Origin of the sequence: [Clostridium] ultunense DSM 10521 (genome assembly GCF_000511955.1) — a bacterium.
Lineage (GTDB): Bacteria > Bacillota > Clostridia > Tissierellales > Tepidimicrobiaceae > Schnuerera > Schnuerera ultunensis.
On sequence record NZ_AZSU01000006.1, the window covers coordinates 251,700 to 277,328 of the forward strand.

Consider the following 25,629-nt stretch of genomic DNA (forward strand, 5'->3'; position numbering starts at 1 on the left):
GGCTGGGAGTCTTATTTATAGTAGAATTACTAAGAGTATACTGAAAAGGATGAACAAAATAATACTTATTATTAAGGGGCAATTAAAAATTTTCTCATCCGATGTATCCTTTTCATTACTAAGGTCTATATCATTTACTTTGGCTAAAAAACGTATAAGCATATATATGGCAACAATCGAAAAGGTTACTGATACAAAACAGTTGATAAAGTTTGGGCTAGATGCATAGCCTACATCGGGGTCTGGTGGAAACAAATAATCCATAAATATGGGAAATCCATTGTTTATGAAGTGAATTATCATTCCAGCGTATATGGAACCTGTAGCAAACACTAAATAAGATGCTATGAAACCAGCTATAAAGGTGTGGAAGAACTGGAAGGAGTTTAAATGAAGCATTCCAAACAATAATCCATTCATTAAAGCAGCAACAAAATTACTCTTATTCCTATATCCATCTAATATAATACCCCTCATAAGCATTTCTTCAAATATAGCTGGAGTTACAGCGGTAAATAAAAGGTTTCCTATGAAAGTATCATGGGAATTTTCAGCTATAATATCTGCTAATGCATTTCCAAATAGTTTAGTATATAGAGTAACAATAGAAATCATAATGGGTAATGTACAAAACCAAATAATAAAAATGATTATGGTGCTTTCGAAATTTAATATGTTGGGTTTTAAAATTCTTTCTGCATCTTGTCTATTAATGAACAAATATATACTAATGGGTAACAAAAAGGTCACATATTGATAGGCATTAAAAGGTATAGGTAAAAACTGTACTATTATAGACCATATGATTACCAATAGATAGAAAAGATTCACTTTATATATTGTACGTTCCTGTTTTAATACTTTACCTTCCATAAGCATCTCCTTTAAGTCTTATAATATTATTATACATGAAGTTTACTTATTCTCCAACTAAAAGAAATATGTAGTATAATATACTTAAAAGAGAGATAATGTTCCTATAGCTAGTATTAACAAAGGCATTAGGTTTTCAGTCAATATACAGGTTTTAACAAGAGATTAACAATATTTGTAATTGATAATTAACTATGCTATAATTCATTTAATCTAATATAGTTATATAAATATAGTTGTTGCTGCTGTGCATATTATAGATAAGGGGGTAAAGCAGTTAACTGCGAAGATATGATAAATTTACGTTTAGGTTTAGATGTGGGTTCCACTACGGTTAAGTTAGTGGTATTAAACTCATCTTATGATATTGTATATAGTACCTATAGAAGACATTATTCTGATGTTAGGAATAGTGTAAAGGATGTTATATTAGATGCTTATAAAAGATTTAAAAATGAAGTTGTAACCATTATGGTAACGGGTTCAGGTGGACTTTCTGTTCACAAGTGGTTAGGCATTCCTTTTATTCAGGAAGTAGTAGCTTCTACTACTGGTATTAGAAAATTTATTCCAGAAACGGATGTAGCCATTGAACTAGGTGGTGAGGATGCAAAGATTACTTACTTAGATGGAAATGTTGAACAGAGGATGAATAGCATCTGTGCTGGTGGGACTGGTGCCTTTATAGACCAGATGGCATCTTTAATTGAAACCGATGCAGAAGGATTAAATGAATTGGCAGAAAACCATAAAACCATATACTCTATTGCTTCTAGATGTGGAGTATTTGCAAAAACCGATATTCAAGCCTTGATTAACCAAGGGGTCTCAAAAGAAGATATAGCAGCTTCAGTATTTCAATCTGTAGTTAACCAAACCATATCTAACCTTGCCTGCGGTAGACCTATTAGGGGAAAGGTTGCTTTTTTGGGAGGGCCATTACACTTTTTGCCCGAATTGAGAAAAAGATATGTGGAAACATTAAAACTATCTGAAGATGAAATAATATTTCCAGATAATTCCCAACTATTTGTGGCTATAGGAGCAGCCGTTGCTTCTAAGGAAGAGAAAACCATTAGTTTTGAAGAATTAAAAAACAGATCTTTAGATTCGGAAGTAGCTATTGAGTCAGAGATTAGAAATATAAGACCTCTATTTGTAGATGAAAAGGAATTAAAGATATTTAGGGAAGAACATGTAACCCATAAAATGAAATATAAGGATATTAATAGACATGGTGGAAATTGCTATCTTGGAATTGACGCAGGTTCTACTACTACCAAAGCTATCCTTATAGATGAAGATAATAATATACTTTATTCTTATTATGGCAATAATAAGGGGAAACCTTTAGATTTGACCATTGAAATTCTAAAAGAAATATATGATAAACTTCCAGAAGGAGAGAAGATTACTTATTCTACCGTTACTGGCTATGGAGAAGAATTTATTAAAGCTGCATTAGGTATAGATATAGGGGAAGTTGAAACCATGGCCCATTATAAAGCAGCCCTCTTTTTCCAACACAATGTGGATTTTATCCTAGACATTGGCGGCCAGGATATGAAATGTATGAGAATAAAGGACGGGGTCATAGATAGCATACTTTTAAATGAAGCCTGTTCCTCAGGCTGTGGTTCCTTCTTAGAGACTTTTGCTCATTCGTTAAACATGTCCGTAGAGGATTTTTTAAATGAAGGACTATTGGCTGAAAATCCTGTAGATTTAGGATCCCGTTGTACTGTATTTATGAATTCCAAGGTAAAGCAGGCTCAAAAAGAAGGAGCTACCGTTGGGGATATTGCAGCAGGTCTATCCTATTCAGTAATAAAAAATGCAATTCAAAAGGTAATTAAGGTAAGGGATCCACAAGAATTAGGAGAAAATATAGTAGTTCAGGGTGGGACCTTTTATGGGGATGCAATTTTACGATCCTTTGAATTGGTATCTAATAGAAAGGTAGTAAGGCCAGACATACCTGGACTTATGGGTGCTTTAGGAGCTGCTTTAATAGCTAAGGAAAGATATGAAGAAGGAATGGAGTCTAATATATTGCTAAAAGATAAACTAGATAATTTTACCTATAAGACCAAAAGAGCAAATTGTGGAAGATGTGGGAACAATTGTGCTTTAACTATAAATATCTTTTCTGATGGTAAAAGATATATTACAGGAAATAGATGTGAAAAGGGAGCGGGAATAGAAAAGGGGACTAAAAAGATTCCAAATCTTTATGAATACAAATATAATAGAACCTTTGACTATGAGCCTTTGTCTAAAGGGGAAGCAAAGCGAGGCACAGTAGGAATTCCAAGAGTTTTAAATATGTATGAGAACTATCCTTTCTGGCATACTTTCTTTACGGATTTAAGTTTCAGGGTTGTACTGTCTACCGAATCCAATAGGGAAGTATATGAGAAAGGAATAAGTTCTATACCAAGTGAAACTGCCTGTTATCCAGCTAAGATATCCCATGGTCATATAATGGATTTAATAGATAAGGGTGTAGATTTTATATTTTATCCTGCAGTATTTTATGAACGTAAAGAAGATGATAAGGTAGATAACCATGTGAACTGTCCGGTGGTAATAGGATATTCAGAGGTAATAAAGCATAATGTAGATGAGGTAATGCATGAAGATATATTATTTTTGAATCCATTTATATCCTTTGATGATAAAGGTGGATTGAAAAAAAGACTAAAAGATGAATTAAAGGATTTTGATATACCCTATAGAGAGATTAAAAGGGCTGTAGATAAAGCTTGGAATGAATTGATGGCTTATAAGGGTGATATAGAGAAAAAAGGTGAAGAAACTTTAAAAATCATGGAAGAAGAAGGAATAAAGGGAATAGTATTGGCAGGCAGACCTTACCATATAGATCCAGAAATCAATCATGGTATACCGGAATTGATTACTTCCTTAGGGATGGCTGTTTTGACGGAAGATTCTATAGCCCATTTGGCAAAACCAGAAAGACCTTTGCGGGTATTAGACCAATGGGTATATCATTCTAGATTATATAGAGCAGCTTCCTTCATAGCCACTCAGGAGAATTTAGAGCTTATACAGCTAAACTCCTTTGGTTGTGGGTTAGATGCAGTCACAACAGATCAAGTAGAAGAAATACTCCATGGTCATGGAAAAATATATACAGTATTAAAAATTGATGAAGTTAGCAATTTAGGTGCTGCTAAAATTAGGGTAAGATCCCTTTATGCCGCATTGGCAGAAAGGGATAAGAGTGGCTTTACTATAGAGAACAAATATAAACCGATAGAAAAAATAGTATTTACTAAAGAGATGAGGGAAAATCACACTATTTTAACCCCTCAAATGGCGCCTATACATTTTAAAATATTGCAGGAAGCATTAAACACCTGTGGGTATAATATAGAGTTTTTGCCTGCAATGGATTTAAAAGCTATTGATGAGGGATTAAAATATGTAAATAATGATGCTTGCTATCCTTCTATAATAACTGTAGGTCAGTATATAGCTGCATTAAAATCTGGAAAATATGATTTAAACAATGTATCCCTTTTAATGAGTCAAACTGGCGGAGTTTGTAGAGCTTCCAATTATATTGGTTTCATACGAAAGGCATTAAAGGATGCTGGTTTTGGAAATGTTCCTGTAATTGCAGTATCGGCCCAAGGTATTGAAACCAATCCAGGGTTTACCTATTCTTTAGAGATGGGTAGAAAAGGGGTAATGGCTACACTGTACGGAGACCTTATCATGAGATTATTATATAGGGTAAGACCCTATGAAAAGATAAAGGGCTCTGCAAATCTATTGGCTGAACACTGGATTGAAAAATGTTCTGAGGCAGTCAAAATAGGAGATAAAAAAGAATATATAGGGAATGTTCATCAGATGGTAAAGGATTTTGATGAATTGGAAATAGATGAAGATTTAGTTAAACCAAAAGTAGGAGTAGTTGGAGAAATACTAGTAAAATATCATCCAATGGCCAACAATAATTTAGTGAATTTATTGGAATCTGAGGGAGCAGAAGTGGTAGTACCGGATCTAACAGATTTTCTGCTATACTGTTGCTACAATGCAACTTATAAATATAAATATTTGTCAAAGGGGTTATTACCTAAGATAGGTGGCGATATAGCTATAAAATATATAGAATACTATAGGAAACCTATAAGGGAAGCCTTGAGAAATTCTAATAGATTCCATGCGCCGTTAACAGTAAAAGAGCTGGTGAAGGAAGCGGAAAGGTTGGTTTCCATAGGGAATCAATATGGAGAAGGTTGGCTACTTACTGCAGAGATGTTAGAATTAATCCAAACTGGTGCAGAAAACATAGTTTGTACTCAGCCTTTTGGCTGTTTACCAAATCACATAACAGGTAAAGGGGTAATAAAAGCCATTAGGGATATATATCCTCAAGCTAATATAGTTGCCATAGATTATGACCCAGGAGCCAGTGAAGTAAATCAGTTAAATAGGATTAAATTAATGCTTTCAACTGCTCACGATAATGTGGAAGAAAGAAAGGAATATGAATCAAAAGCCTATAATATAGAAAGTTAAGAGGAAAGGCCTTCCCCAGTTCGGTGATAATCTGTCACCTGAATCAAAGGAAGGCTCTTAACTTTTAATAGTAAATATATTGTAACCCGTTTGTAACGACTTTTATGTATATAATTGGTATATTAAATATAGTAATCCATATTAAATTTGGATTAATGGATATAATAGGAATAACAAAATTATTGAAAGAGGTAAGGATTATGAAGAAAAGAACTACAGTTTTTATGTTGCTTATCAGTATCCTATTATTTACTTCTATTGTAGCATGTAGGGGAAAGGATGTAGATGAAAACAATGGAGAACCTGCAGATAAGGTAGAACAAACAACAGAGGATATAGTGGAAAATGATGAAGAAACGATAATGAAGGATTTCAAAACCATGGTAAAAAGCGATAACGAACCTTTTACACTGGTAAAATTTATAGATGAAAATATTGAAAAAGTAAAAATAGAATACGCTACGGAAATGATAAAGGATTTAGAAGAAGTCCAAGAAGGATATATAGAAAGATATACGGATCAACTGTTCATGGAGGAACATCAAATGGAATTATTAAGTCTTTCTGAAATAGGTCAAACTGGAAGAGATGAAATGGAAAATAAAATTGAAAACCTCTTATTCTTTGACGAAACCAAGATAGAAGAGATAAAAAATGGCAATTTGAATGAACTGGTTAAGAAGCTAATACAAGGTAAATATAGGCTTATCAATATGGAAGGAGCTTTCTATCCAATTATAGATTATGAAGAACTGAAGGTTTATAATGATTATCTATCCGAGGAAATGAAGGAGTATATAGATATAAAATCTATGGATTCTAATATGCCTACCATATTGGATGCAGGGATAGTCATTTCCTTCGACCAGTTAGCAGAAAGGCTTATTAAAACGGAAAACTATATCCTAAAATATCCAGATAGCATAAAATATGAGGAAATTCTAAGACTCTATGGAGTATATCTAAAATTCTATTTAGAAGGTTCAAGCAATACTCCTATATATGATTTTGAGAGTAAAAAAATAAAAGACGAGATTCTATCAAGCTATAAAAAAGTAAAGGATATGGATGAAACTGTAACATCTAAAGTAGTTTCTAAATATATAGATATTATAGGTGAAAACCAAAATATAATAGATGAGAATGTGCTATCTAAAGTAACAGAGCTTCATAGCGAAGCCATTGCTACAATAGAAGAGCAAAAATAAGCCCACCATGGGCCTAGTTCTACCCCCAGTATAATTTGCAGAACTAGGCCTTATTTTTTATCTTTTCAATGGCTTAAGTTTTTAAACTCCCCTTCAATGGTATATAATATATATGAGTATATTTATAAGGAGGTATTTTAGATGAAGAAGGTATTACTATTATTAGCAGAAGGCTTTGAAGAGGTAGAAGCTCTAACAACAGTGGATTATTTACGGAGAATGGACATAATAGTAGACACTTGTTCTATAGGAGAAAAAAGGATACAGGGGGCTCATAGAATAATTGTGGAAGCGGACAAACAAATAGATGAAATAGATAGCATAAAGAATTATGATGGATTAGTTATACCGGGAGGATTGCCAGGGGCTACCAACCTTAGAGACAATGGTAGAGTCATCCAATTAGTACAGGAGTTCAATGAAGAAAAAAAGCTAATAGCAGCTATATGTGCAGGGCCAATAGTATTACAAAAGGCTGGAATAATAACGGGGAAAGGGGTTACTTCCTATCCAGGGTTTGATAAGGATTTAAAGGAAAGTAAATATAGCGAAGATTTAGTAGTCCAAGATGGAAATATTATAACAGCTAGGGGCCCTGCTGTGGCGGTTTATTTTGCGTTAAAATTAGTGGAAAATCTAGTAGGAAAGGAAAAGGAACAGGAGTTACGAAAAGATATACTATTAGATATGGTAGAAGAGAATATTTCTAAATAAGATTTCTCCTTAATACTAATAAAAATAGGCGATTTTCGCCTATTTTTTCTTTTTAGGTATATAATATAGACTAAGAATTAAGTCTAAAGGAGTGGAAAGATGAAACTAAATAGGAATTTCTATAGTAGAGATACAATAACGGTAGCAAAGGAGCTTTTAGGTAAAACACTAGTCCACCATATAGAAGGGAATAAATTAAAAGGAATGATAGTGGAAACTGAAGCTTATCTAGGGCTTAGGGATAAGGCAGCCCATTCCTATGGTGGCAGGATAACTAAAAGGGTAGAAACTATGTACGGGCTTCCTGGCACAGCTTATGTATATCTTATTTATGGAATGTATTATTGTTTTAATATAGTAACAGTAAAAGAAGGTATTCCAGAAGCAGTTCTAATAAGAGCCATAGAACCTATAGAGAATATAGATATAATGGCTTTGCTTAGATATGGAAAACCCTATGAAGAATTGAGCAAATATGAGAAGAAAAATTTAACAAATGGTCCTGGAAAGCTTTCTATGGCTTTCAATATAGATAAAAGATTGGATAAGATAAACCTCTGTGGAGACAGATTATACTTAGAACATGGTAATAAAGAAATGTTTAATATAGTAGAAACTAAAAGAATTGGTATAGACTATGCAGAAGAAGCTAAAGATTATCCCTATAGATTTTACATAGAAGGAAACCCATATGTATCCAAATTGTAACCTTATTTAGATTGCAAAATATTCATATATTTAGTATTATTTGAAATATAGGTTGCCATGTATGGGAGGGTTTATGATGAAGAAAAAGTTCTGGGTTACATTTTTAATAGCTTTAGTTGGATTTTCTGCTTTATTTGCTACAACAGGTCATTACATATTGAATAAGGATTCCATTGCTAATCAATGGGAAGAAGATGATCTAGAAGCAGAAAAAATATTGAAGGATAAAGGTGAAATATTATTTCTATTAATGGGTATAGATGACCAAGATGGTACTGGCGGTGTAGCAAAGGTAAAGGAGAAGAAAATAGAAGGAGAGGATAGACATAAACCTACAGGAAAGCGAACAGACACAATGATCCTTTGTAAGTATAATTTTGAGACTGGTGATATTACTATGTTATCCATTCCTAGGGATTCTAGGGTTAATATAAGAGGTAGGAAGGAAAAGGAAAAGATAACTCATGCCCACTCTTATGGTGGGCCTTATTTAGCTATGAAGACGGTAAAGGATTTTTTGAATATAAATTTGGAATACTATGTAACGGTGGACTATTTGGCGGTAAGGGAAATAGTAGATGCTATCGGTGGAGTGAAAATAGATATACCTAAAAGAATGTATTATAGTGATCCAACAGACAAGCCACCATTGTTAATTGATTTTCAACCAGGACTACAAACCTTAGATGGCGATGATTCAATAAGATTTTTAAGGTACAGGCCTAAGAAAGAGGGAGATTTAGGTAGAGTAGAAAATCAAAAATTATTTATGAAAGAATTCATAAAACAAACTTTAAAGCCTAAAAATATTACAAGATTACCCAAGATGATAAAAACTTATTATGATTATGTAGATACTAATATACCTATGAATGTAATATTAAAAGGTATTGGAACTGCAAATAAAATAGATTTAGAAAATATGAAAACTGCTATAATACCTGGAGTAGGTGAATATATAGGAGGTATCTCTTATTTCATTTATGATGAAGAAGGAACGAAACAAATAATTGAAGAGATGTTTGAAAATTTCTTATTAGATAAATAGAAGGAGGTTTTCATGGGAAAAGATATAATCAGAAAGGATAGGAAAAAAGAGCATATTGAATATTATTTAAAATCCACCTTTGAAAGTGATACCCTTTTTAAGGATATATATGTGGAGCATAATTCATTACCAGAGCTAAACTTAGACGAAATAGATGGGAGAACAGAGTTTTTAGGGAAAATCATTGAATACCCTATAATGATAAATGCTATGACAGGAGGAACAGAATTTTCCTGGGAAATAAATAGAGGTTTGTCAGAAATAGCAAAAAATCATAGGATTCCTATGGCGGTAGGTTCCCAGACTATAGCTTTAAGGGATAGGGGAAGCCATAATTCTTTTAAGGTAGTAAGGGAAAGGGTAGGAGAAGAGGGAGTAGTAATTGCTAATTTAAGTGGGCATGCTTCTTTAGAAGATGTGAAATTTGCCATAGATTTAATAAAAGCAGATGGAATTCAGCTTCATTTAAATCCTGCCCAGGAGCTGGTGATGAAAGAAGGGGACAGGGAATTTAAAGGAGTTTTAAAAAATATTGAAGATATTGTATCCAATGTGGAAAGGCCAGTTATAGTTAAAGAAGTAGGTTTTGGTATATCAAAGGAAGTAGCTCAGAGACTATATGACGTAGGAGTAAGGTATATAGATGTATCGGGTAAGGGAGGCACCAACTTTATAGAGATAGAGGATAGAAGGGACGATGAAATAGATTTTAGAGATATCTATTCTTGGGGGATTCCAACGGCCCTTAGTCTAATCCAATGTAGGAGCATATCGGAGGATTTGACTTTAATATCTAGTGGCGGTATAAGGACTAGTTTAGATATATTGAAATCCTTAATCCTAGGAGCTAATGTGGTAGGAATAGGTGGTCGAATACTGAGAGAAGTAATAGAAGGTGGACAGGAAAGGGCTAACAAATATATGGAAGGTTTGACTTATAAATTGAAGGTTTTAATGTTATTGACAGGAAGTAAAAATATTCAAGAATTGAAAAAGGTCCCTTATAAGGTAAAGGGAGAGCTTAAAGATTTGCTCAGGTGATAATTATGAATGATTGGACCCTTCGCTAGCACTCAGGATAATAGTTTAAAGTTATTCTGAGCCACAGCGAAGAATCTCAATTGTCAGTTGTTAAAACCCACCAGCACCACCACCGCCAGCGCCGCCACCGCCACCTCCAGAGAATCCGCCACCACTTCCAGTAGATGAGCTACCAGCAGAGAAGGATTTATTTAAACTCCTTTCAAAAGAATTTTGTCCTCTAGCCCCTGTAGTATAGTACCAATAGGCCCAATGGTTAGGCATACTGCTTTTGGGTATTAATTTTCTAAATTTTTTTAGAGTGTTGATATTTACTCTTAAAGCCAGACCATATATTAAAGCTGACTCCAATGGAAAAGACAAATTTTCCACATTTAATGTATCTCCTCTTAACTTCAAATCCTTTTTAAAATCTTGCCATTTTTTATACTGTATATATCCATAATCGGATTTTCTAAATATTATAACCATCCCATATATAAAGGTAAATACTGAAACGAATAATAGGACTATCCCATAAAATCCTCCAAAATTAATTGCAATTATGGAAAAGGGAAAAGCGATAATATAGAATGCTATTAATAGTCCACCTAGTTTTTTACCATCATCATCATAAAACCCTTTATTTTTAGCATCTTTCTTTACCTTTTTCTGCCATGTATTATAAGAATTGCCAAACTCTGTCCTATGTTTTTTTCCGTAATATTCTATATCTTTTGTAGTTACAGTTTTGGTATCGCCGATTTCGTTAAATAGCCAATCTAATAAGAAACTTTCATGGCTTAATAATGAATTAACAGATTTCTCAAGTTTTTCTAATTTGAAATTATTAGTTTTCTTTTCATATTCACCTTTGTCTTCTATAGATAAATGGCCTTTCCTAGCTAAGTCAAAAATTGTGGCCATTATTGTGGTGGTATTTAATCCACTATTGGTTAAATAAGTTGCTACTGCAGGGGTACAGTCGTCTGGATACAAATTATGGTCTATTGTATCATAAATATCTATATCTCTTCTTAATCTAGAGAATATAAAAGCAATAGCCACAACTCCTATTCCTGCTATTATAATGGATAAATTATTGAATAAACTTTTGTTTCTTTCCCTCCTAATCTGTTTCTCTTCTATTTCCTTTATATAGGATAATTCCTCTTCGATAATACCGTCATATGCGTTATTATCAACCACTTTAGTTGAATTAGGGATGAAATTAGTTGGAAACAATACTCTAGCTTCCACAAAGTTGTTTTTAGAAATATTTTCAACCTCTATTCTTATTAAATTATCCTCTTTAAAACGGATAGCTCCATTAGAGGGACCATGGGCAAATATTTTGACCTTGTCATTTTTAGGTTGGGGTAATTTAATATTTACTGCAAAAAAACCAATAGCCGTACTATTTTCCTTCCCTAGGAATTTATAATATAATTCTCCAGTATCCTTATACTTTACAGCAACATTTTTAATAATGTAGCTTAGTCGGAAGGCTTTTTCTTCATATTTTGAAGGGGAGAAAATTTTGATATTAACACTATCCCCGTTATTAATAGTCATAAAAACATTGCTATCTCCATTTTTAGCCTCGTTAACGCGGGAATATAGTATTTTTTTCCCCTTAACCATTTCTGATACTTGAAGATTCTCTAAACCCTCTGTTCCCGTTAGAATAATATCTCTATATACTCCATTAAACTCATCGTTAAAGTTAAAGGTAATGTCTTCTTGAACCATTAAATCTCCATTTTCTTTAATTTCCGAGTCAATTAGCCACCTACTTATAGAAAGGGATTCTTCGGCCTTTCCATTTAGAGGGAAATTGATCAATATAAGTAGTACAAGTAAAATAATAGTACTAACTTTTAAATATTTTTTAATGGGAATCACCTCTTTTCAAAAAAATAGACGATTACTTTGTTTAATTTTTTTAATATGTTAAGATTATATTTGTATTATACCCTTATTTATACCGACGAAAATTAAATATATAATATAAGTTAGAAAGAAAAATAATTTCTAGATTATATAAACTAAGGATGTGATTATATGAGGAAAAAGATTTTAGCAATGTTAAAGAGAAATGAGGATATTTTCATATCTGGTGAAAAGATAAGTTATGAGCTAGGTATAAGTCGATCAGCAGTATGGAAACATATAAATATATTGAGAGAAGAAGGATATGAGATTGAATCTATGCCAAAAAACGGGTATAAGCTATTATCTTGTCCAGACATACTCACTTTGGAAGAAATAAAAGAATATTTGACTACTGATTTTATAGGAAGGAAAGTATATTATTTAGATACTTTAACATCTACAAATATGAAGGCTAAGGAAATGGCCTTCAATGAGGAGGAAGGTACTATAATAATAGCTGAAGAACAGACTAAAGGTAAAGGACGATTAGGTAGAAATTGGGTTTCTCCTAAAGGAAAAGGCATATGGATGAGTATAATATTAAAACCTGAGATGGCTCCTTCAGAAGTGGCAAAATTGACTTTAATAGGAGCAGCTGCAGTAAATAAAGGACTAGAAGAAATAGGAATTGGTTCCTGTATTAAATGGCCTAATGATATTTTAATCCAGGACAAAAAAGTATGCGGTATTCTTACAGAGATGAGTTGTGAATTAAATATGATAAATTACGTAATTATGGGAATAGGTATTAATGTAAATTTAGACAGCGAAGATTTTAATAGAAAATTAATTGACAAAGCCACATCCTTAAAGATTATTACTGGTAGCAAAATAGATAGGAAAAGACTAACAGCAAAGATTTTAAACCATTTTGAAGACCTATATATTCCTTTTAAAGAAAGGGGAGATATTTCTAAAACTATCCATATATCCAGAGAAAATTCTATATTAATCGGAAGAGAAATACGGATAATAAGGGAGGATACTGAATATATAGGCCAGGCTTTAGATATAGATGATGAAGGTCAGTTAATAGTTAAATACAAAGATGGTAAAGTTGAAGAAGTTTTTTCTGGCGAGGTTTCAATCCGAGGGTTGAAGGGATATATATAATAGGTAGTTATTACTAAAATTCATAAAAAAACGACAATCTATATAAAAATATGATAAAATATACCAGAAACCATGGAAGAAAACAAATTAATTAGAATAGTGGTGAAAGTAATTGATAACCATACCTCTTTGTTCAATTGAAAATGCAATAGATGAAATACTAATTGAAGATATTTTTGATGATGAAGGCAATATTTTAATGGGAAAAAATGCTATAATAAATGAATATGCATTAAAGATTTTATCTAAATTTAAAATAGAAAAAGTGCCAATATATCCGGCCAAGGAAGAGATTCATTTATTAAAAGGATTAAGTTTGTCTTTCGGGCATAAAGAAAATATCTTAGCAATGCAGAAAATAGTTACCCGACTAGCAGCAGGAAAAGGAGTGGACCCAAATAGACTAGAGGATGTTTCTAAAACTTTGTCTACTGAAATTAATAAAAATAATCAAATGATCGGACAAACTGAAAGGATTAAGGATACAGATGAATATACTTACAACCATAGTATAAATGTAGCAATATATTCTGTATATATAGGTAATTTAATAGGATTAGATAAAGATAAAATTAAAGAACTATGTCAAGCTGCTTTACTTCACGATATTGGCAAGGCTAAAGTGCCAAAGGATATATTGAACAAAAAGGGTAGGTTAACAGAAAAAGAATTTAACGTGGTTAAAAAACATACAGTTGATGGATATATATTATCTAAAAAAATCCCTTTTCTGAAAGAAGAGGTTAGGGAAGCTATACTTGGTCATCACGAAAGGGAAGATGGAAGTGGTTATCCTAGTGGTCTAAAAGGAAGGGATATTAATTTATATGCTAAGATACTGGCAATAGCAGATGTATACGATGCATTGACATCAGAAAGGGTGTATAAAGAAAAAAGTACCCCTTTTGATGCCATAGAGGAATTTTACAATTTGGGATTTAATAAATTTAGTAGACCCTTATTAACTATTTTTTTAAAAAATATATCTCAACTTTATGTAAATTCTAAAGTAAAATTAAATGACGGAAGGGTAGGTAAGATACAGTTTATTCATCCTAAAAAATTAACCAAGCCCATAATCAATGTAGATGGGCAGCATATAAATCTTTCAAAATATACTTCCTTAAAAATAAAAGAGATAATAGGATAGACCCATTAGATATCTAATGGGTTATTATTGTTTTACAAGATTTATTCTCATAAGTATTTTTGAGGCTATTAATGAAGATAGAATAGCTTTAAATATATCTCCTGGTAGAAATATTATACATCCAGTTTTTAAAGCAACGGAAAAAGGGAGGGATTTGCCCACTACAGTGTTGAGAATGAAATACATATATGGAACACCAAATAAATATATAACTAAAGTCCCTGCTAAAGTTGCTAAGAATACCTGCCTCAAGCTTATATTTTTTCCATTATGTGCAATCTTTCCTACAATATAAGCTGCAAATATAAATCCTATTAAAAATCCAAAACTTGGTTTGAGTATTATCTGAGGGCCTCCTGAAAATCCAGCGAAAATTCTCACTCCAGAAAGGCCTAGTAAAATATAGACTAACTGGGAGAGACTACCTAATTTTGGACCAAGTAAAAGCCCTGATAGTATGACGAACAAACTCTGTAATGTAATAGGCACATCTCCTATAGGTATACTTAAGAAAGCCCCAATAGCTGTTAATGCAGTAAATAAAGATACTAATATCATTTCCTTTGTAGATAATTTCATCTAATCCCCCTATATGTAAACCATTATTATTAAATAAGTTGACAATAAGATTATAAAAAATTTTAAGCTAAATGTCAACCATAAAATAATTGAGGTTCACAAAGTATATAAAAAAATAAATATTGGGTTTTTTTAGATTATTATATTGACAGATAGAAAAATCATGTATATACTGTATATAGAAAACATAAACAGTATATACATGATAAACATTATGTACTATTTATTTAGGAGGATGGCTATGAAAATTATAGTATCTAATTCTTCAAATGAACCTATATATGAACAGATATCTAAACAGATAAAGGGAATGATTTTAAAAGGTGAACTAAATGAAGGGGACTTACTTCCTTCTATCAGAGGATTGGCAAAGGATCTTCAGATATCTGTTATTACCACTAAAAGGGCTTATGATGAATTAGAAAAAGAAGGCTTTATTGAAACCATGCAGGGAAAGGGGTCCTATGTAGCAGGCCAAAATAAGGAGCTAATGCGGGAGAAAAAATTAAAAATTATAGAAGAAAAATTGGCAGAGGTAGTAGAAGAAAGCAAACTATTAGGCTTAAACTACGAAGAAATAGAAGAAATGTTAAAAATTTTATTTCAGGAGGTATAGCTATGGATTATATTTTAGAAATAAAGAATTTAAGAAAAGAGTTTAAAAATTTTACATTAGATGATATAAGTTTTAAATTAGAACCAGGATATATTATGGGATTTATAGGTCCTAATGGAGCAGGTAAAAGTACTACTATTAAACTAATAATGAATTTACTTAAGAAGAATGGTGGGGAAATTAAAGTATTTGGTAAAGATCATATTAAATATGAAAAGGAAATAAAGGATAGAATAGGCTTCGTATACGATGAGAACTATTATTATGAAGATTTAACTATTAATCAGATGAAAAATATTGTGGCCTCCTTTTATTCCAAATGGGATGAGCATCAGTTTAACTATTATATCCATGAATTTGGTTTGAATCCAAAAGTAAAGATTAAAACATTATCTAAAGGGATGAAGATGAAATTTTCATTGGGCATAGCTTTATCCCATCATGCAGATCTTATTATTATGGATGAACCTACATCTGGGTTGGACCCAGTTTTTAGGAGGGAAATTTTAGATATTCTATATAATATAATCCAGGATGATAGCAAAAGTATATTCTTTTCCACTCATATTACTACAGACTTGGAAAAGATAGCTGATTATATAACCTTTATAAATGATGGTAAAATAATATTTTCGAAACCTAAAGATGAAGTAATGGAAAGCTATGCGATAGTTAAAGGGGGCACAGAGCTTCTAAATAAGGATTCAAGAAAAGAGTTTATAGGATTAAGGGAGACTAAAGTTGGATTTGAAGGGCTAACGGATAATATAGATGGGATGAAAAGGACTTTTGGCAACAATATATTAATTGAAAAAGCAACATTAGAAGATATTATGGTCTATAGTGTGAGGAGGTAAAGAAATGTTGGGGATTATAAAAAGAGATTTAATGTTATTGTTTTGTAATAAGCGAGATGGTTTTTTCATGCTATTTTATATACCATTCTTAATATTGATAATAGATTCCTACGACCCTAAATGGCTATATCTTGCAATAATAGTAGCCTACACCTATATTATATCTATAACATCCTTTTACTATGATATTGATGGCAAAGGTAGGTATATTATAAATTCATTGCCTATAAATGGAGAGGCTATAGTTTTCTATAAATATCTATCTACCTTTGTATATTTTATTATGACTATTGTGTATGCTGGGGTTTATTTGTGGATAATCAATTGGACCGGATTAAAAGCTGTGGATTATTTCAACATGGAAATGGTCATTAAAGCTATTCCTATAATAATGTTTGCTACATCCATAGTATTTCCTGCCTATTTCTATTTTGAACCTAGGATTGCACGGTTAGTCCATATGGTGGTATTCATAGGTTTCTTTATTGGTATGGCAAATTTAGGGGCTTTGGGAGATAAATCTTTAGTAAAAAAGATAGGATTGTTTCAAGGAAAAAACATGGTATTTGTACCCATAATAATGTTTATAGCTTCCTTACTGTTATCTATGAAGCTTTACCAAAGTAGGGATTTATAAAGGAGTGAAACTATGTTCAATTTAGTAAAAAAGGATTTAAAATTATCAAAAAAGATAAATATTTTTGGAGGAATATATGCATTATTTATTGCTGCCATGGGGCTTACCATGCCTGATTATATGATAGCTAGTTTACTATATGTTCTTGGAATGATTATATTAATATTTATGTTAGTCATATACACCAACGGTTACGATGATAAATCTAAAAGCGAAATTATCATAAATAGCTTTCCTATAGATAGGCAAGATATAGTTAGGGGTAAATATTTAACTCTTATATTATTTATAATATTAGGGTCTGGGGTTATACTGTTATTTACCAAAATTATTTCTGTTTTATATATTGTTGATAATAGTATGAGTGCAAGCTTATGGAATGCTCTCTTTGTAGCCAATATATCCTTAATATTTTATTCCATATACTATCCTTTCTATTTTAAAATTGGCGAGGGAATTAGAAGTTTTAATATGATATTATGGATAGTGATGGTGATAGGACCAAGTATAATAAGTAAGTTTATAAAAAAGTTGGAGGCAATAGGTAAGTTAGAAAAGATAATTTCTATAAATATCAATAAATTGAATATTTATTTATTAGTATTTTCATTAATAATGTTTTATATCTCCTTACAAGTATCTAAAAAGATTTATCTAAAAAGGGAATTTTAAATTTACTTTTGTTATTCTCAATGCCAGCGAAGGATCTCTAAACTGGGATTCTTCACTGGATTGAGAATGATATGGTACTGTATTATTTACCCTTTCTATAATATTCCTTCATTATACTTTCAGGTACTAAGCTTCCACCGGTAGCCCAGCACATATGGGTGATATTATCCCTTTTATTTAGAATATCTTGTTTTGCTAAATATTCTTCTCCTTCTTCACTTGATAAAAATACTGGCCCTAAAAATCCTGCCAATGCTGAAGGCTCTAAGAAAATTTCTTCCTCATTCGCTAGAGCTGTTAAAAATGTATATAATTTATTATCGCCTATGGTAAATATACCACTTAGCAGTTTGTCCATAATTTTTCCTACAAAGGATGAAGGGCGGCCTACTGCCAATCCATCGGCTTCAGTTATATTGTCCAATCCAAAATCATCTACGGATATTTTATCATGAAGACCTGTCATTAGACCTAGTAGCATGGCAGGAGAATGGGTAGGTTCGGCAAAAAAACAATGAACATTATCTCCATAAATAAACTTCAATCCATAAGCCACTCCACCAGGACCTCCTCCTACTCCACAAGGAAGGTATACAAAGAGAGGATGATCTTCATCTACTATTATTCCCATTCTTTTTAACTGTTCTTTAATTCTTAACCCACCTACAGCATATCCTAGGAATAGGGCTTTAGAATTTTCATCATCTATAAAATGACTATTAGGATTACTTTCTGATTGCTTTCTACCTTCTTCTACAGCCTTTGAATAATCAGATGAATATTCAATTACTTCTACTCCTTTACTTCTAAGCAAATCTTTCTTCCACTTCTTTGCATCCTGAGACATATGAACTATTACCTTAAATCCAATTTTTGCACTCATTATCCCTATACTCAATCCTAAATTACCAGTACTGCCTACTTGGATTATGTAATTGGAGAAGAAGTCTTTAAACCTATCTTTTGCTAGTATAGAGTAATTATCATAAATGGATAATAAATTATTTTTAATAGCTAAAGTCTCTGCGTGCTTTAATACTTCATATATTCCTCCTCTTGCCTTGATGGAACCTGCAATAGGAAGCAGATCATCTCTTTTTAATATTAAATTACCATATATTTTACAACCATAATCTTTTTCCATCTTTGCTTTCATAGAGTCAATTGGAGATATAGGTGATTCAATGATACCGTCAACGGTTTCTGGGAATATCTTTTCAATAAAAGGGGCAAATCTTTTTAACCTTTTCTCGGCCTCTAATATATCCTCATAGGATAAGGGCAGATCATTGACAATACTAGGAAAGCTAGAATAATTTGGATTTAACCAAAAAACTTCTTTTAAGGATTTTATTTGATTCATTTGGTTACTTCCCACCATTATTCCTCCTTTAAATATATTTATATTTAATACTAGTATATATAAATATTATCCCTAAAGGAAGAGTGTGTTTGTTAATTTTAAACAGGTCAAAGGCACATCCTTTGGCCTGTTTAAATAAATAATTGAATATTTGAATCCATAGCATCTATCAGATATTCTTCTGCAGTTACTATTTTTACCTCTTTAATAAGTTCATCTTCTTTAAATCCCATAACTTCACAGGAAAGTTTGCAGGCCTTAAAATTCACCCCTTTATTAATAGCACCTATTAAGAAATCTTTCAATTTTGGAGTATGGTTTTCTTCCATCATCTCTGTCAACATCTTCTTACCTATCCCAGCAAAGTTCATTTTGGATAGAGGTAATTCTTCAATATGTTTTGGTGTCATATTTGCAAACATTTTTTCATAGGTGGATTTGTCCTCATCAGACATATTTTCTGGCTCCCTAATCAATAGCAATCCCCAAAAAGCAAAGAATATGGTTACATCCATATTTATTTCCTTAGCAGAGTTGGCTAGTATTAAAGCAGCTAGGGCTTTGTCATATTCTCCACTAAACATAAGTATATTCATCTTTTTATCCATAAAAGAACCTCCTCTCCACTATTTTGAGTAGAAAGGAGGATTTCTATACTTAGAATCGTAATATTCTATTTTACTTCCTATCTCTTTTAATAATTCGATCATTATATTTACTTCTTTAAAATCATTATAAAGACCATAACTAATTCTAACGGTGCCAGGTCTGAGCATATCCCTATTTTCTTTATACTTTTCTATATCCTCTTTTGAAATATGGAGCAATTTTTGCACATAGGGCTGGGCACAAAAACATCCATTCCTGACTCCAATTCCTCCTTCTAAGGAAAGGGCTGTAGCTACAGTTCCATGATATAGACCATCTATATTGAAAGATATAATAGACACTTTATTTTCTACATCTCCATCATCATATAATATAATATTTGGTATAGTTTTCATTTTTTCTAAAGTATATCGGGTTAATCTTCTTTCGTATTCAGCAACTTTTTCCATGCCTAATTTTTTTAATGTATTAATGCTTTCAATTAAAGCCACTACTCCAAACAGGTTGGGAGTTCCTGCCTCTTCCTTTTCAGGAGGAGAAGCCCATATGACTTCATCTATTGTTACTAAATCGACAGTACCTCCACCTATATGATCTGAAAAACCAGTTTTAAAGGTATCCTTAGGAGCAATTAGCACTCCGGTGCCGAAGGGAGCATACATTTTATGGGCAGAAAAGGCTATATAGTCGATATGGGCTGGATCTTCTACGGGTTTAATATCTACAGGATGATGAGGGACTAACTGAGCACCATCCACTAATATTTTACTTCCATATCTATGGGCTAATTCAGCTATCTTATGTATTGGATTAATATAGCCTGTTACATTAGAAGCACCAGTTAGAGCAACTAATCTTACTTTGCCCTGATACTTTTTTAAAAGGTATTCTAAATGATCTAAGGACAATCTACCCTTTACATCTACTTTAACATAATCTATATTATATTTATATCTCCACGGCAAATCATTGGAATGATGTTCCATATAAGTGGAAAGGACTATTCCATCTTTTATTTCATCCCTAAGCCTATAGGAAAGTTTGTTAATGGCTTCCGTTGTATTTTTCACAAATACTGCTATATGATGTTTAGGATCAGCCTTAACAAAATCTAATACAATATTTCGTGCCTCATCATATAAATGGGATGATATAATGGATTTATACCCTGTTCCTCTGTGGACGGAAGAGTAATAGGGGGAAAAATGATTTATTCCGTAGAGCACAGAGGAAAAAGGTGGAGTAGTGGCAGCATTGTCAAAATTTATATAAGGAACCCTATTTCCATTAGTTAATGGAAATAGACCATCTAACCCATAGACTAATTTTTTATACATAAAATCACCTATATTCTCAATAGTAATACCATTATATTAAAAAAAAATAAAAAGGTTCCTATTATTGATTAAAATAGATAGTAAATATATGATACAATATGGTTAGTGACTTTAATTAATAGGAGGAAGTATATGAAGGATAGGTCAAGTATATATGCAGATTTATCATTATTAATAGTTGCTATTATATGGGGAAGTGGGTTTATCGTTACCAAGAATTCCTTAAACCATATAACGCCCTATTATCTACTGGCATTTAGGTTCATGATATCCTTTTTATTGATGAGCTTAGTATTTTTTAAAAGGTTAAAAAAGGCTAAGTTAAAAGATTGGAAAGCAGGTTTTTTAATAGGTATTTTTTTATTTGCCGGGTTTGCAACGCAAACTGTAGGGCTTAAATATACAACGGTTGGGAAACAAGCATTTATCACTGCTAGCAATGTGGTTATGGTACCATTTATATATTGGGCAATTAGTAAAAAAAAGCCAGATATTTATGATGTAATAGCAGTATTTCTATGTTTTACAGGTATAGGAATCTTAAGTTTTGAAAGTAATTTAAGGCTTGGCTATGGAGAGTTTTTGACCTTTATTTGTGCCATATTCTTTGCATTCCATATAGCAACCATTGGTTATTTTTCAAAGGAACATGACCCGATTGTTTTATCTGTTATCCAAATTTTGGTGGCAGGTATACTTTCTACCATATTTGCATTATTATTAGAACCTAAAATAGGGAAGTTATCAAATGAAACTTTATTTTCCATATTATATTTAGCTGTATTTAGTACTTTGATAGCTTTTTTAGTACAAAATGTAGCTCAAAAATATACTTCATCTACCCATGCTGCTATAATATTAAGTTTGGAAGCTGTATTTGGAGGTATAATGTCCCTAATATTTTTAAAAGAACCTTTTACTATTAGATTTTTAATAGGGTGTATTTCTATACTAATATCTATCTTAACTACAGAAACTAAATGGAGCTTTCTCAGAAAAAGGCTAAAGGGGAATGGAGATTCTAGTAATATTGGTGGGGTTTAGGTGATCATATGGAAAAGTATAAAAAGATTATAATCTCTTCTCTTGTAGTAGGGTTGTCTTCTCTTTTATACATTGATTTTTATGTAAAAAATTTCAAGTTTTCTTTCGCTGGAGTAATGTTTCCCTTACTGCTGTTTATGTATGATGAATTTAATCCAATTATTTTTGGAATATTATCGGGTTTTTCATTAGTTTTATTTAGAGTGGTATTTTATGGAGTCTTACAGGGGGCTATTGCTGAGACTTTTCTTTATTCTATGCCGGAAAACATTTTCTATATAATCTACGGTATATTATTTTTTAATTTCAAAAGAAAATTTCAACCTATTACCCATAATAAAATGTTCATTATAGCTGCTTTAAGTGACACTTTCTCAAATGTAATAGAAATATATATTAGGATCGGTAGATATCTGTTTACTAAGGATTATGAAATAATAAAGGTGTTATTTTTTGTAGGATTACTGAGGGCCGGGTTGGTATGGCTGTTGATAATGGGGTATAAGTATTACAGATTATTCCTAATAAAGGAAGAACATGATAAAAGATATAAAAACCTCTTAAGACTCACTTCCCAATTAAAAACCGAAGTCTATTGGATGGAGAAAAACATGGCCTATATTGAGAAGGTAATGTCTAATGCTTACGAACTCTTTTCCAATATTAGGGAAGATAAAAATAAAGAATGCTGGAGTGATATGGCATTAGAGATAGCTAAAGATGTCCATGAGATAAAGAAAGAATATGGATTGGTTGTAATGGGTATAGAGGAAATAATGGCTGATAGATTAGATAATACAGGGATGTATTTTTCGGAACTTATGGCCATATTAAAGGAAACTTTGAAAAGGGATATAAAAAAGCAAGAGAAGGATATTGTTATTCGATATGAGATAGGGAGAAATTTTTATACAGAAAAACACTATTATCTCATGTCAATCTTAAGAAATATTGTAATGAATGCTATAGATTCCATTGAAAATAAGGGAAATATATTAGTATCTCATACTGTTGAAAATAACAATCACCAATTCACTATTACGGATGATGGATGTGGAATTAGCGACGAGGATCTACCCCATATATTTTCCCCAGGATACTCTACTAAGATAGATTATAATACAGGTCAAATCAATAGAGGATTAGGTCTTACTCTGATAGAAAAACTTCTTCAAGTCCATCTTAAAGGCAGTATTCAGGTAGAATCGAAAGTTGGTAAAGGGAGTACTTTTATTATTTCTATTCCAGTGAAAGAATTGGAGGGTATTAATGAATGAAATTTTTTATATTAGATGATGATATAAATATCATCCGTATATTAAAGAAGATAATCGATGACAAGGATTTGGGGACAATAGTAGGAGAGGAAAGAGATGGAGAAAAAGGAATTGATAGGATTAGAACCATTATTCCAGATATAGTTTTAATAGACCTATTAATGCCAGGGATAGATGGGTTAAGGATAGTCAAGCAGCTTAAAGAAGAATACCCTAATATCGAATTTATCATGATATCCCAAGTTTCTTCCAAAAATATGGTTGAAAAGGCCTATAGATATGGTGTAGAATATTACATATATAAGCCAATCAATGCAATAGAAGTTGAGATGATAATCAGGAAAGTTATAGAACGGATGGAGATAAATAGAACTATTTTAAAGATGCAACAGATATTTAATAATAAACCCGAGAAGGAAATCGTAAGATTAGAAGGAGCTTGTGAACAATGTATCAATAATATACTGATGGAATTGGGAATTATCAGTGAAAAGGGTAGCGAAGAAATAATAAAAGTAGTTAAATATGTGATTATGAAAGGTATAAATTTAAATAATATAACTATTCGGGAACTCTGTAGTCACTTTACAGATAATCCAAAATCCATGGAACAACGGATGAGAAGGGCTATTAGCATAGCTATGACAAATATTGCAAACTTAGGTATTGAAGACTATATGAATGAAATATTTGTACAATATTCCAATAGCCTATTTAATTTTGAACAGGTGCGGAGAGAAATGGAATATATAAGAGGAAAATCAGATAGGGGTGGTTCAACCAATATCAAAAAGTTTTTAATTGGTTTAATATCGTTTTGTGAATATTTGGACAATTAAAAATTTTCAGAATACTTTTCAATGTTTTTTGTAGTTTATTGAAGTCCATATTATATACTTCTATCAAAAGGATAAGGAGGTATATATATGGACTTTTTTATTAGACTCAATAGTATGATTAATGATTTTGTCTGGGGTCCAATAATGTTAGTTCTATTAGTGGGAACAGGCGTATACTTAACCGTTAGGACTAATTTTATGTCTATTACAAAACTTGGGTATATCTTAAAAAACACACTGTTCAAGATGTTTGAGAAGGAAACTGCTGGAGAAGGAGAGATTACTGCATTCCAGGCCGTTGCAACCGCTTTGGCTGCTACAGTAGGTACTGGAAATATTGCTGGTGTTGCGACAGCCATAGCCATTGGAGGACCTGGAGCTATATTCTGGATGTGGCTTTCTGCTCTATTTGGAATGGCCACAAAATTTGCTGAGGTTGTTCTTAGTATAGAGTATAGGGAAAAAACAGAAGATGGTAGGTTTGTTGGTGGACCTATGTATTATATTGCAAACGGCCTTAAAGCCAATTGGTTAGCTTATATTTTTGCAATATTTGCAGCCATGGCAGCCTTTGGTATAGGGAACATGGTTCAATCCAATTCAGTGGCAGCTTCCCTTGAAGTGACCTTTGGAGTCCCCAAATTGGCTACGGGTATTGTGTTAGCAGTATTAGCTGCTCTAGTTATGTTTGGAGGTTTGAAAAGGATTGCAACGGTAACTGAAAGATTAGTTCCTTTTATGGCAGCCTTTTATATTTTAGGTGGTTTAGTTATTTTAATTATGAATATTTCAAACATTCCAGCAGCCTTTGGATTAATATTTAGAAGCGCTTTTTCGGGTTCGGCTGCAGTTGGAGGATTTGTAGGCTCTACTATGGCTTTGGCTGCAAGAATGGGTGTAGCCCGTGGAGTGTTTTCAAATGAAGCAGGGCTTGGTAGTGCTCCAATTGCCCACGCAGCAGCAACTACAGATCACCCTGTACGTCAAGGATTATGGGGAGTTTTTGAAGTATTCATGGATACTTTAATTATCTGTACTATAACTGCATTATCAATTATAGTAACTGGGGTATGGAATACTGGAGAAACTGGTGCAGCTCTTACTACAATGGCCTTTGATACATCCATTCCAGTAATCGGTGGGTATATTGTGTCCGTAGGAATACTACTATTTGCTTTTTCTACTTTATTGAGTTGGTCTTACTATGGAGAGCGTTCAGCAGAGTTTATATTTGGGCCTAAGGTTATTACTCCATATAGAATTATTTGGATACCTTTCATAGTGATTGGTGCAGTAGGAGGACTTGAAACCCTTTGGGATATTGCAGATACATTAAATGGTTTAATGGCCATTCCAAACTTAATAGGAATCTTAGGATTAAGTGGAGTCGTTATTAAGCTTACTAAGGATTTCTTTGGTACAAAATATGTTGAAGAATTAAAGTATGCGCCTGAAAGGCGATAAGAACAAANA

Annotated in this window: 22 protein-coding genes; 16 read left to right on the forward strand and 6 right to left on the reverse strand. The window is 32.3% G+C overall.

Features of this window, described 5'->3' with window-relative positions; translation table 11 throughout:
• Positions 1-15 precede the first annotated feature (15 nt).
• Positions 16-873: a CPBP family intramembrane glutamic endopeptidase gene (locus CUL_RS18125; RefSeq protein WP_005585355.1), complete on the reverse strand. Its 858-nt coding sequence runs from the start codon at positions 871-873 to the stop codon at positions 16-18.
• A 291-nt stretch (positions 874-1,164) separates the two neighbouring features.
• On the opposite strand from CUL_RS18125, the gene CUL_RS17550 reads away from it, so the two are divergent.
• The 6 genes from CUL_RS17550 (at position 1,165) to fni (ending at position 10,149) form a co-directional block, all read left to right on the forward strand.
• Complete coding sequence (locus tag CUL_RS17550) at positions 1,165-5,430, forward strand: 2-hydroxyacyl-CoA dehydratase (RefSeq protein ID WP_005585354.1); 4,266 nt, start codon at positions 1,165-1,167, stop codon at positions 5,428-5,430.
• Positions 5,431-5,630: 200 nt separating this feature from the next.
• Entirely contained in the window at positions 5,631-6,638 is a 1,008-nt protein-coding gene (locus CUL_RS0114320; protein WP_157752673.1) for a hypothetical protein, read from the forward strand.
• A gap of 141 nt (positions 6,639-6,779) precedes the next feature.
• Complete coding sequence (locus CUL_RS0114325; RefSeq protein ID WP_005587312.1) at positions 6,780-7,352, forward strand: DJ-1 family glyoxalase III; 573 nt, start codon at positions 6,780-6,782, stop codon at positions 7,350-7,352.
• Positions 7,353-7,451: 99 nt separating this feature from the next.
• Positions 7,452-8,060: a DNA-3-methyladenine glycosylase gene (locus CUL_RS0114330; protein ID WP_005587313.1), complete on the forward strand. Its 609-nt coding sequence runs from the start codon at positions 7,452-7,454 to the stop codon at positions 8,058-8,060.
• Positions 8,061-8,136: 76 nt separating this feature from the next.
• Entirely contained in the window at positions 8,137-9,108 is a 972-nt protein-coding gene (locus CUL_RS0114335) for an LCP family protein (protein ID WP_005587314.1), read from the forward strand.
• Positions 9,109-9,120: 12 nt separating this feature from the next.
• Positions 9,121-10,149 (forward strand): type 2 isopentenyl-diphosphate Delta-isomerase, encoded by a 1,029-nt coding sequence (gene fni / locus CUL_RS0114340; RefSeq protein WP_005587315.1) that lies wholly within the window; start codon positions 9,121-9,123, stop codon positions 10,147-10,149.
• A 90-nt stretch (positions 10,150-10,239) separates the two neighbouring features.
• Here the strand turns inward: fni and CUL_RS0114345 are convergent, their stop codons facing one another.
• Complete coding sequence (locus CUL_RS0114345; RefSeq protein ID WP_035143268.1) at positions 10,240-12,033, reverse strand: DUF2207 domain-containing protein; 1,794 nt, start codon at positions 12,031-12,033, stop codon at positions 10,240-10,242.
• Between the two features lie 159 nt (positions 12,034-12,192).
• On the opposite strand from CUL_RS0114345, the gene CUL_RS0114350 reads away from it, so the two are divergent.
• Complete coding sequence (locus tag CUL_RS0114350; RefSeq protein WP_005587317.1) at positions 12,193-13,176, forward strand: biotin--[acetyl-CoA-carboxylase] ligase; 984 nt, start codon at positions 12,193-12,195, stop codon at positions 13,174-13,176.
• Between the two features lie 112 nt (positions 13,177-13,288).
• Positions 13,289-14,326: an HD-GYP domain-containing protein gene (locus tag CUL_RS17555; protein WP_005587318.1), complete on the forward strand. Its 1,038-nt coding sequence runs from the start codon at positions 13,289-13,291 to the stop codon at positions 14,324-14,326.
• Positions 14,327-14,350: 24 nt separating this feature from the next.
• On the opposite strand, the gene CUL_RS0114360 is transcribed toward CUL_RS17555, so the two are convergent.
• A complete protein-coding gene (locus tag CUL_RS0114360; protein WP_005587319.1) occupies positions 14,351-14,905 on the reverse strand; it encodes a biotin transporter BioY in 555 nt (184 codons plus the stop codon).
• A 241-nt stretch (positions 14,906-15,146) separates the two neighbouring features.
• On the opposite strand from CUL_RS0114360, the gene CUL_RS0114365 reads away from it, so the two are divergent.
• From CUL_RS0114365 to CUL_RS0114380, 4 genes are read left to right on the forward strand one after another with little or no spacing between them, the layout of a single operon-like run.
• Positions 15,147-15,521 carry a GntR family transcriptional regulator gene (locus CUL_RS0114365; RefSeq protein WP_005587320.1) on the forward strand — a complete coding sequence of 125 codons (375 nt, stop codon included), beginning with the start codon at positions 15,147-15,149 and terminating at the stop codon, positions 15,519-15,521.
• A 2-nt stretch (positions 15,522-15,523) separates the two neighbouring features.
• The gene (locus CUL_RS0114370; RefSeq protein ID WP_005587322.1) at positions 15,524-16,378 is read left to right on the forward strand and encodes an ABC transporter ATP-binding protein; all 855 of its coding nucleotides are present in this window, start codon (positions 15,524-15,526) and stop codon (positions 16,376-16,378) included.
• Between the two features lie 4 nt (positions 16,379-16,382).
• A complete protein-coding gene (locus CUL_RS0114375; protein ID WP_005587323.1) occupies positions 16,383-17,015 on the forward strand; it encodes an ABC-2 transporter permease in 633 nt (210 codons plus the stop codon).
• Between the two features lie 12 nt (positions 17,016-17,027).
• The gene (locus tag CUL_RS0114380) at positions 17,028-17,687 is read left to right on the forward strand and encodes an ABC-2 transporter permease (protein ID WP_005587324.1); all 660 of its coding nucleotides are present in this window, start codon (positions 17,028-17,030) and stop codon (positions 17,685-17,687) included.
• Between the two features lie 82 nt (positions 17,688-17,769).
• On the opposite strand, the gene CUL_RS0114385 is transcribed toward CUL_RS0114380, so the two are convergent.
• The 3 genes from CUL_RS0114385 to CUL_RS0114395 form a co-directional block, all read right to left on the reverse strand.
• Positions 17,770-19,068: a D-serine ammonia-lyase gene (locus CUL_RS0114385; RefSeq protein ID WP_097677643.1), complete on the reverse strand. Its 1,299-nt coding sequence runs from the start codon at positions 19,066-19,068 to the stop codon at positions 17,770-17,772.
• 113 nt (positions 19,069-19,181) lie between these two features.
• Positions 19,182-19,658 (reverse strand): DsrE/DsrF/DrsH-like family protein, encoded by a 477-nt coding sequence (locus CUL_RS0114390; protein ID WP_005587326.1) that lies wholly within the window; start codon positions 19,656-19,658, stop codon positions 19,182-19,184.
• Between the two features lie 18 nt (positions 19,659-19,676).
• Positions 19,677-20,996 carry an aminotransferase class V-fold PLP-dependent enzyme gene (locus tag CUL_RS0114395; RefSeq protein ID WP_005587327.1) on the reverse strand — a complete coding sequence of 440 codons (1,320 nt, stop codon included), beginning with the start codon at positions 20,994-20,996 and terminating at the stop codon, positions 19,677-19,679.
• Positions 20,997-21,128: 132 nt separating this feature from the next.
• Here CUL_RS0114395 and CUL_RS0114400 point away from each other — a divergent pair, with 132 nt between their 5' ends.
• The 4 genes from CUL_RS0114400 (at position 21,129) to CUL_RS0114415 (ending at position 25,620) form a co-directional block, all read left to right on the forward strand.
• Entirely contained in the window at positions 21,129-22,040 is a 912-nt protein-coding gene (locus CUL_RS0114400; protein WP_005587328.1) for a DMT family transporter, read from the forward strand.
• Positions 22,041-22,048: 8 nt separating this feature from the next.
• On the forward strand, positions 22,049-23,317 hold the full coding sequence (locus tag CUL_RS0114405) for a sensor histidine kinase (RefSeq protein ID WP_005587329.1): 1,269 nt from the start codon (positions 22,049-22,051) through the stop codon (positions 23,315-23,317).
• Positions 23,314-24,156, forward strand: coding sequence for a response regulator (locus CUL_RS0114410; RefSeq protein ID WP_005587330.1), 843 nt, complete (start codon positions 23,314-23,316; stop codon positions 24,154-24,156). The genes CUL_RS0114405 and CUL_RS0114410 overlap by 4 nt, the downstream gene beginning before the upstream one ends.
• Positions 24,157-24,243: 87 nt before the next feature.
• Positions 24,244-25,620 carry an alanine/glycine:cation symporter family protein gene (locus tag CUL_RS0114415; RefSeq protein ID WP_005587331.1) on the forward strand — a complete coding sequence of 459 codons (1,377 nt, stop codon included), beginning with the start codon at positions 24,244-24,246 and terminating at the stop codon, positions 25,618-25,620.
• Positions 25,621-25,629 lie beyond the last annotated feature (9 nt).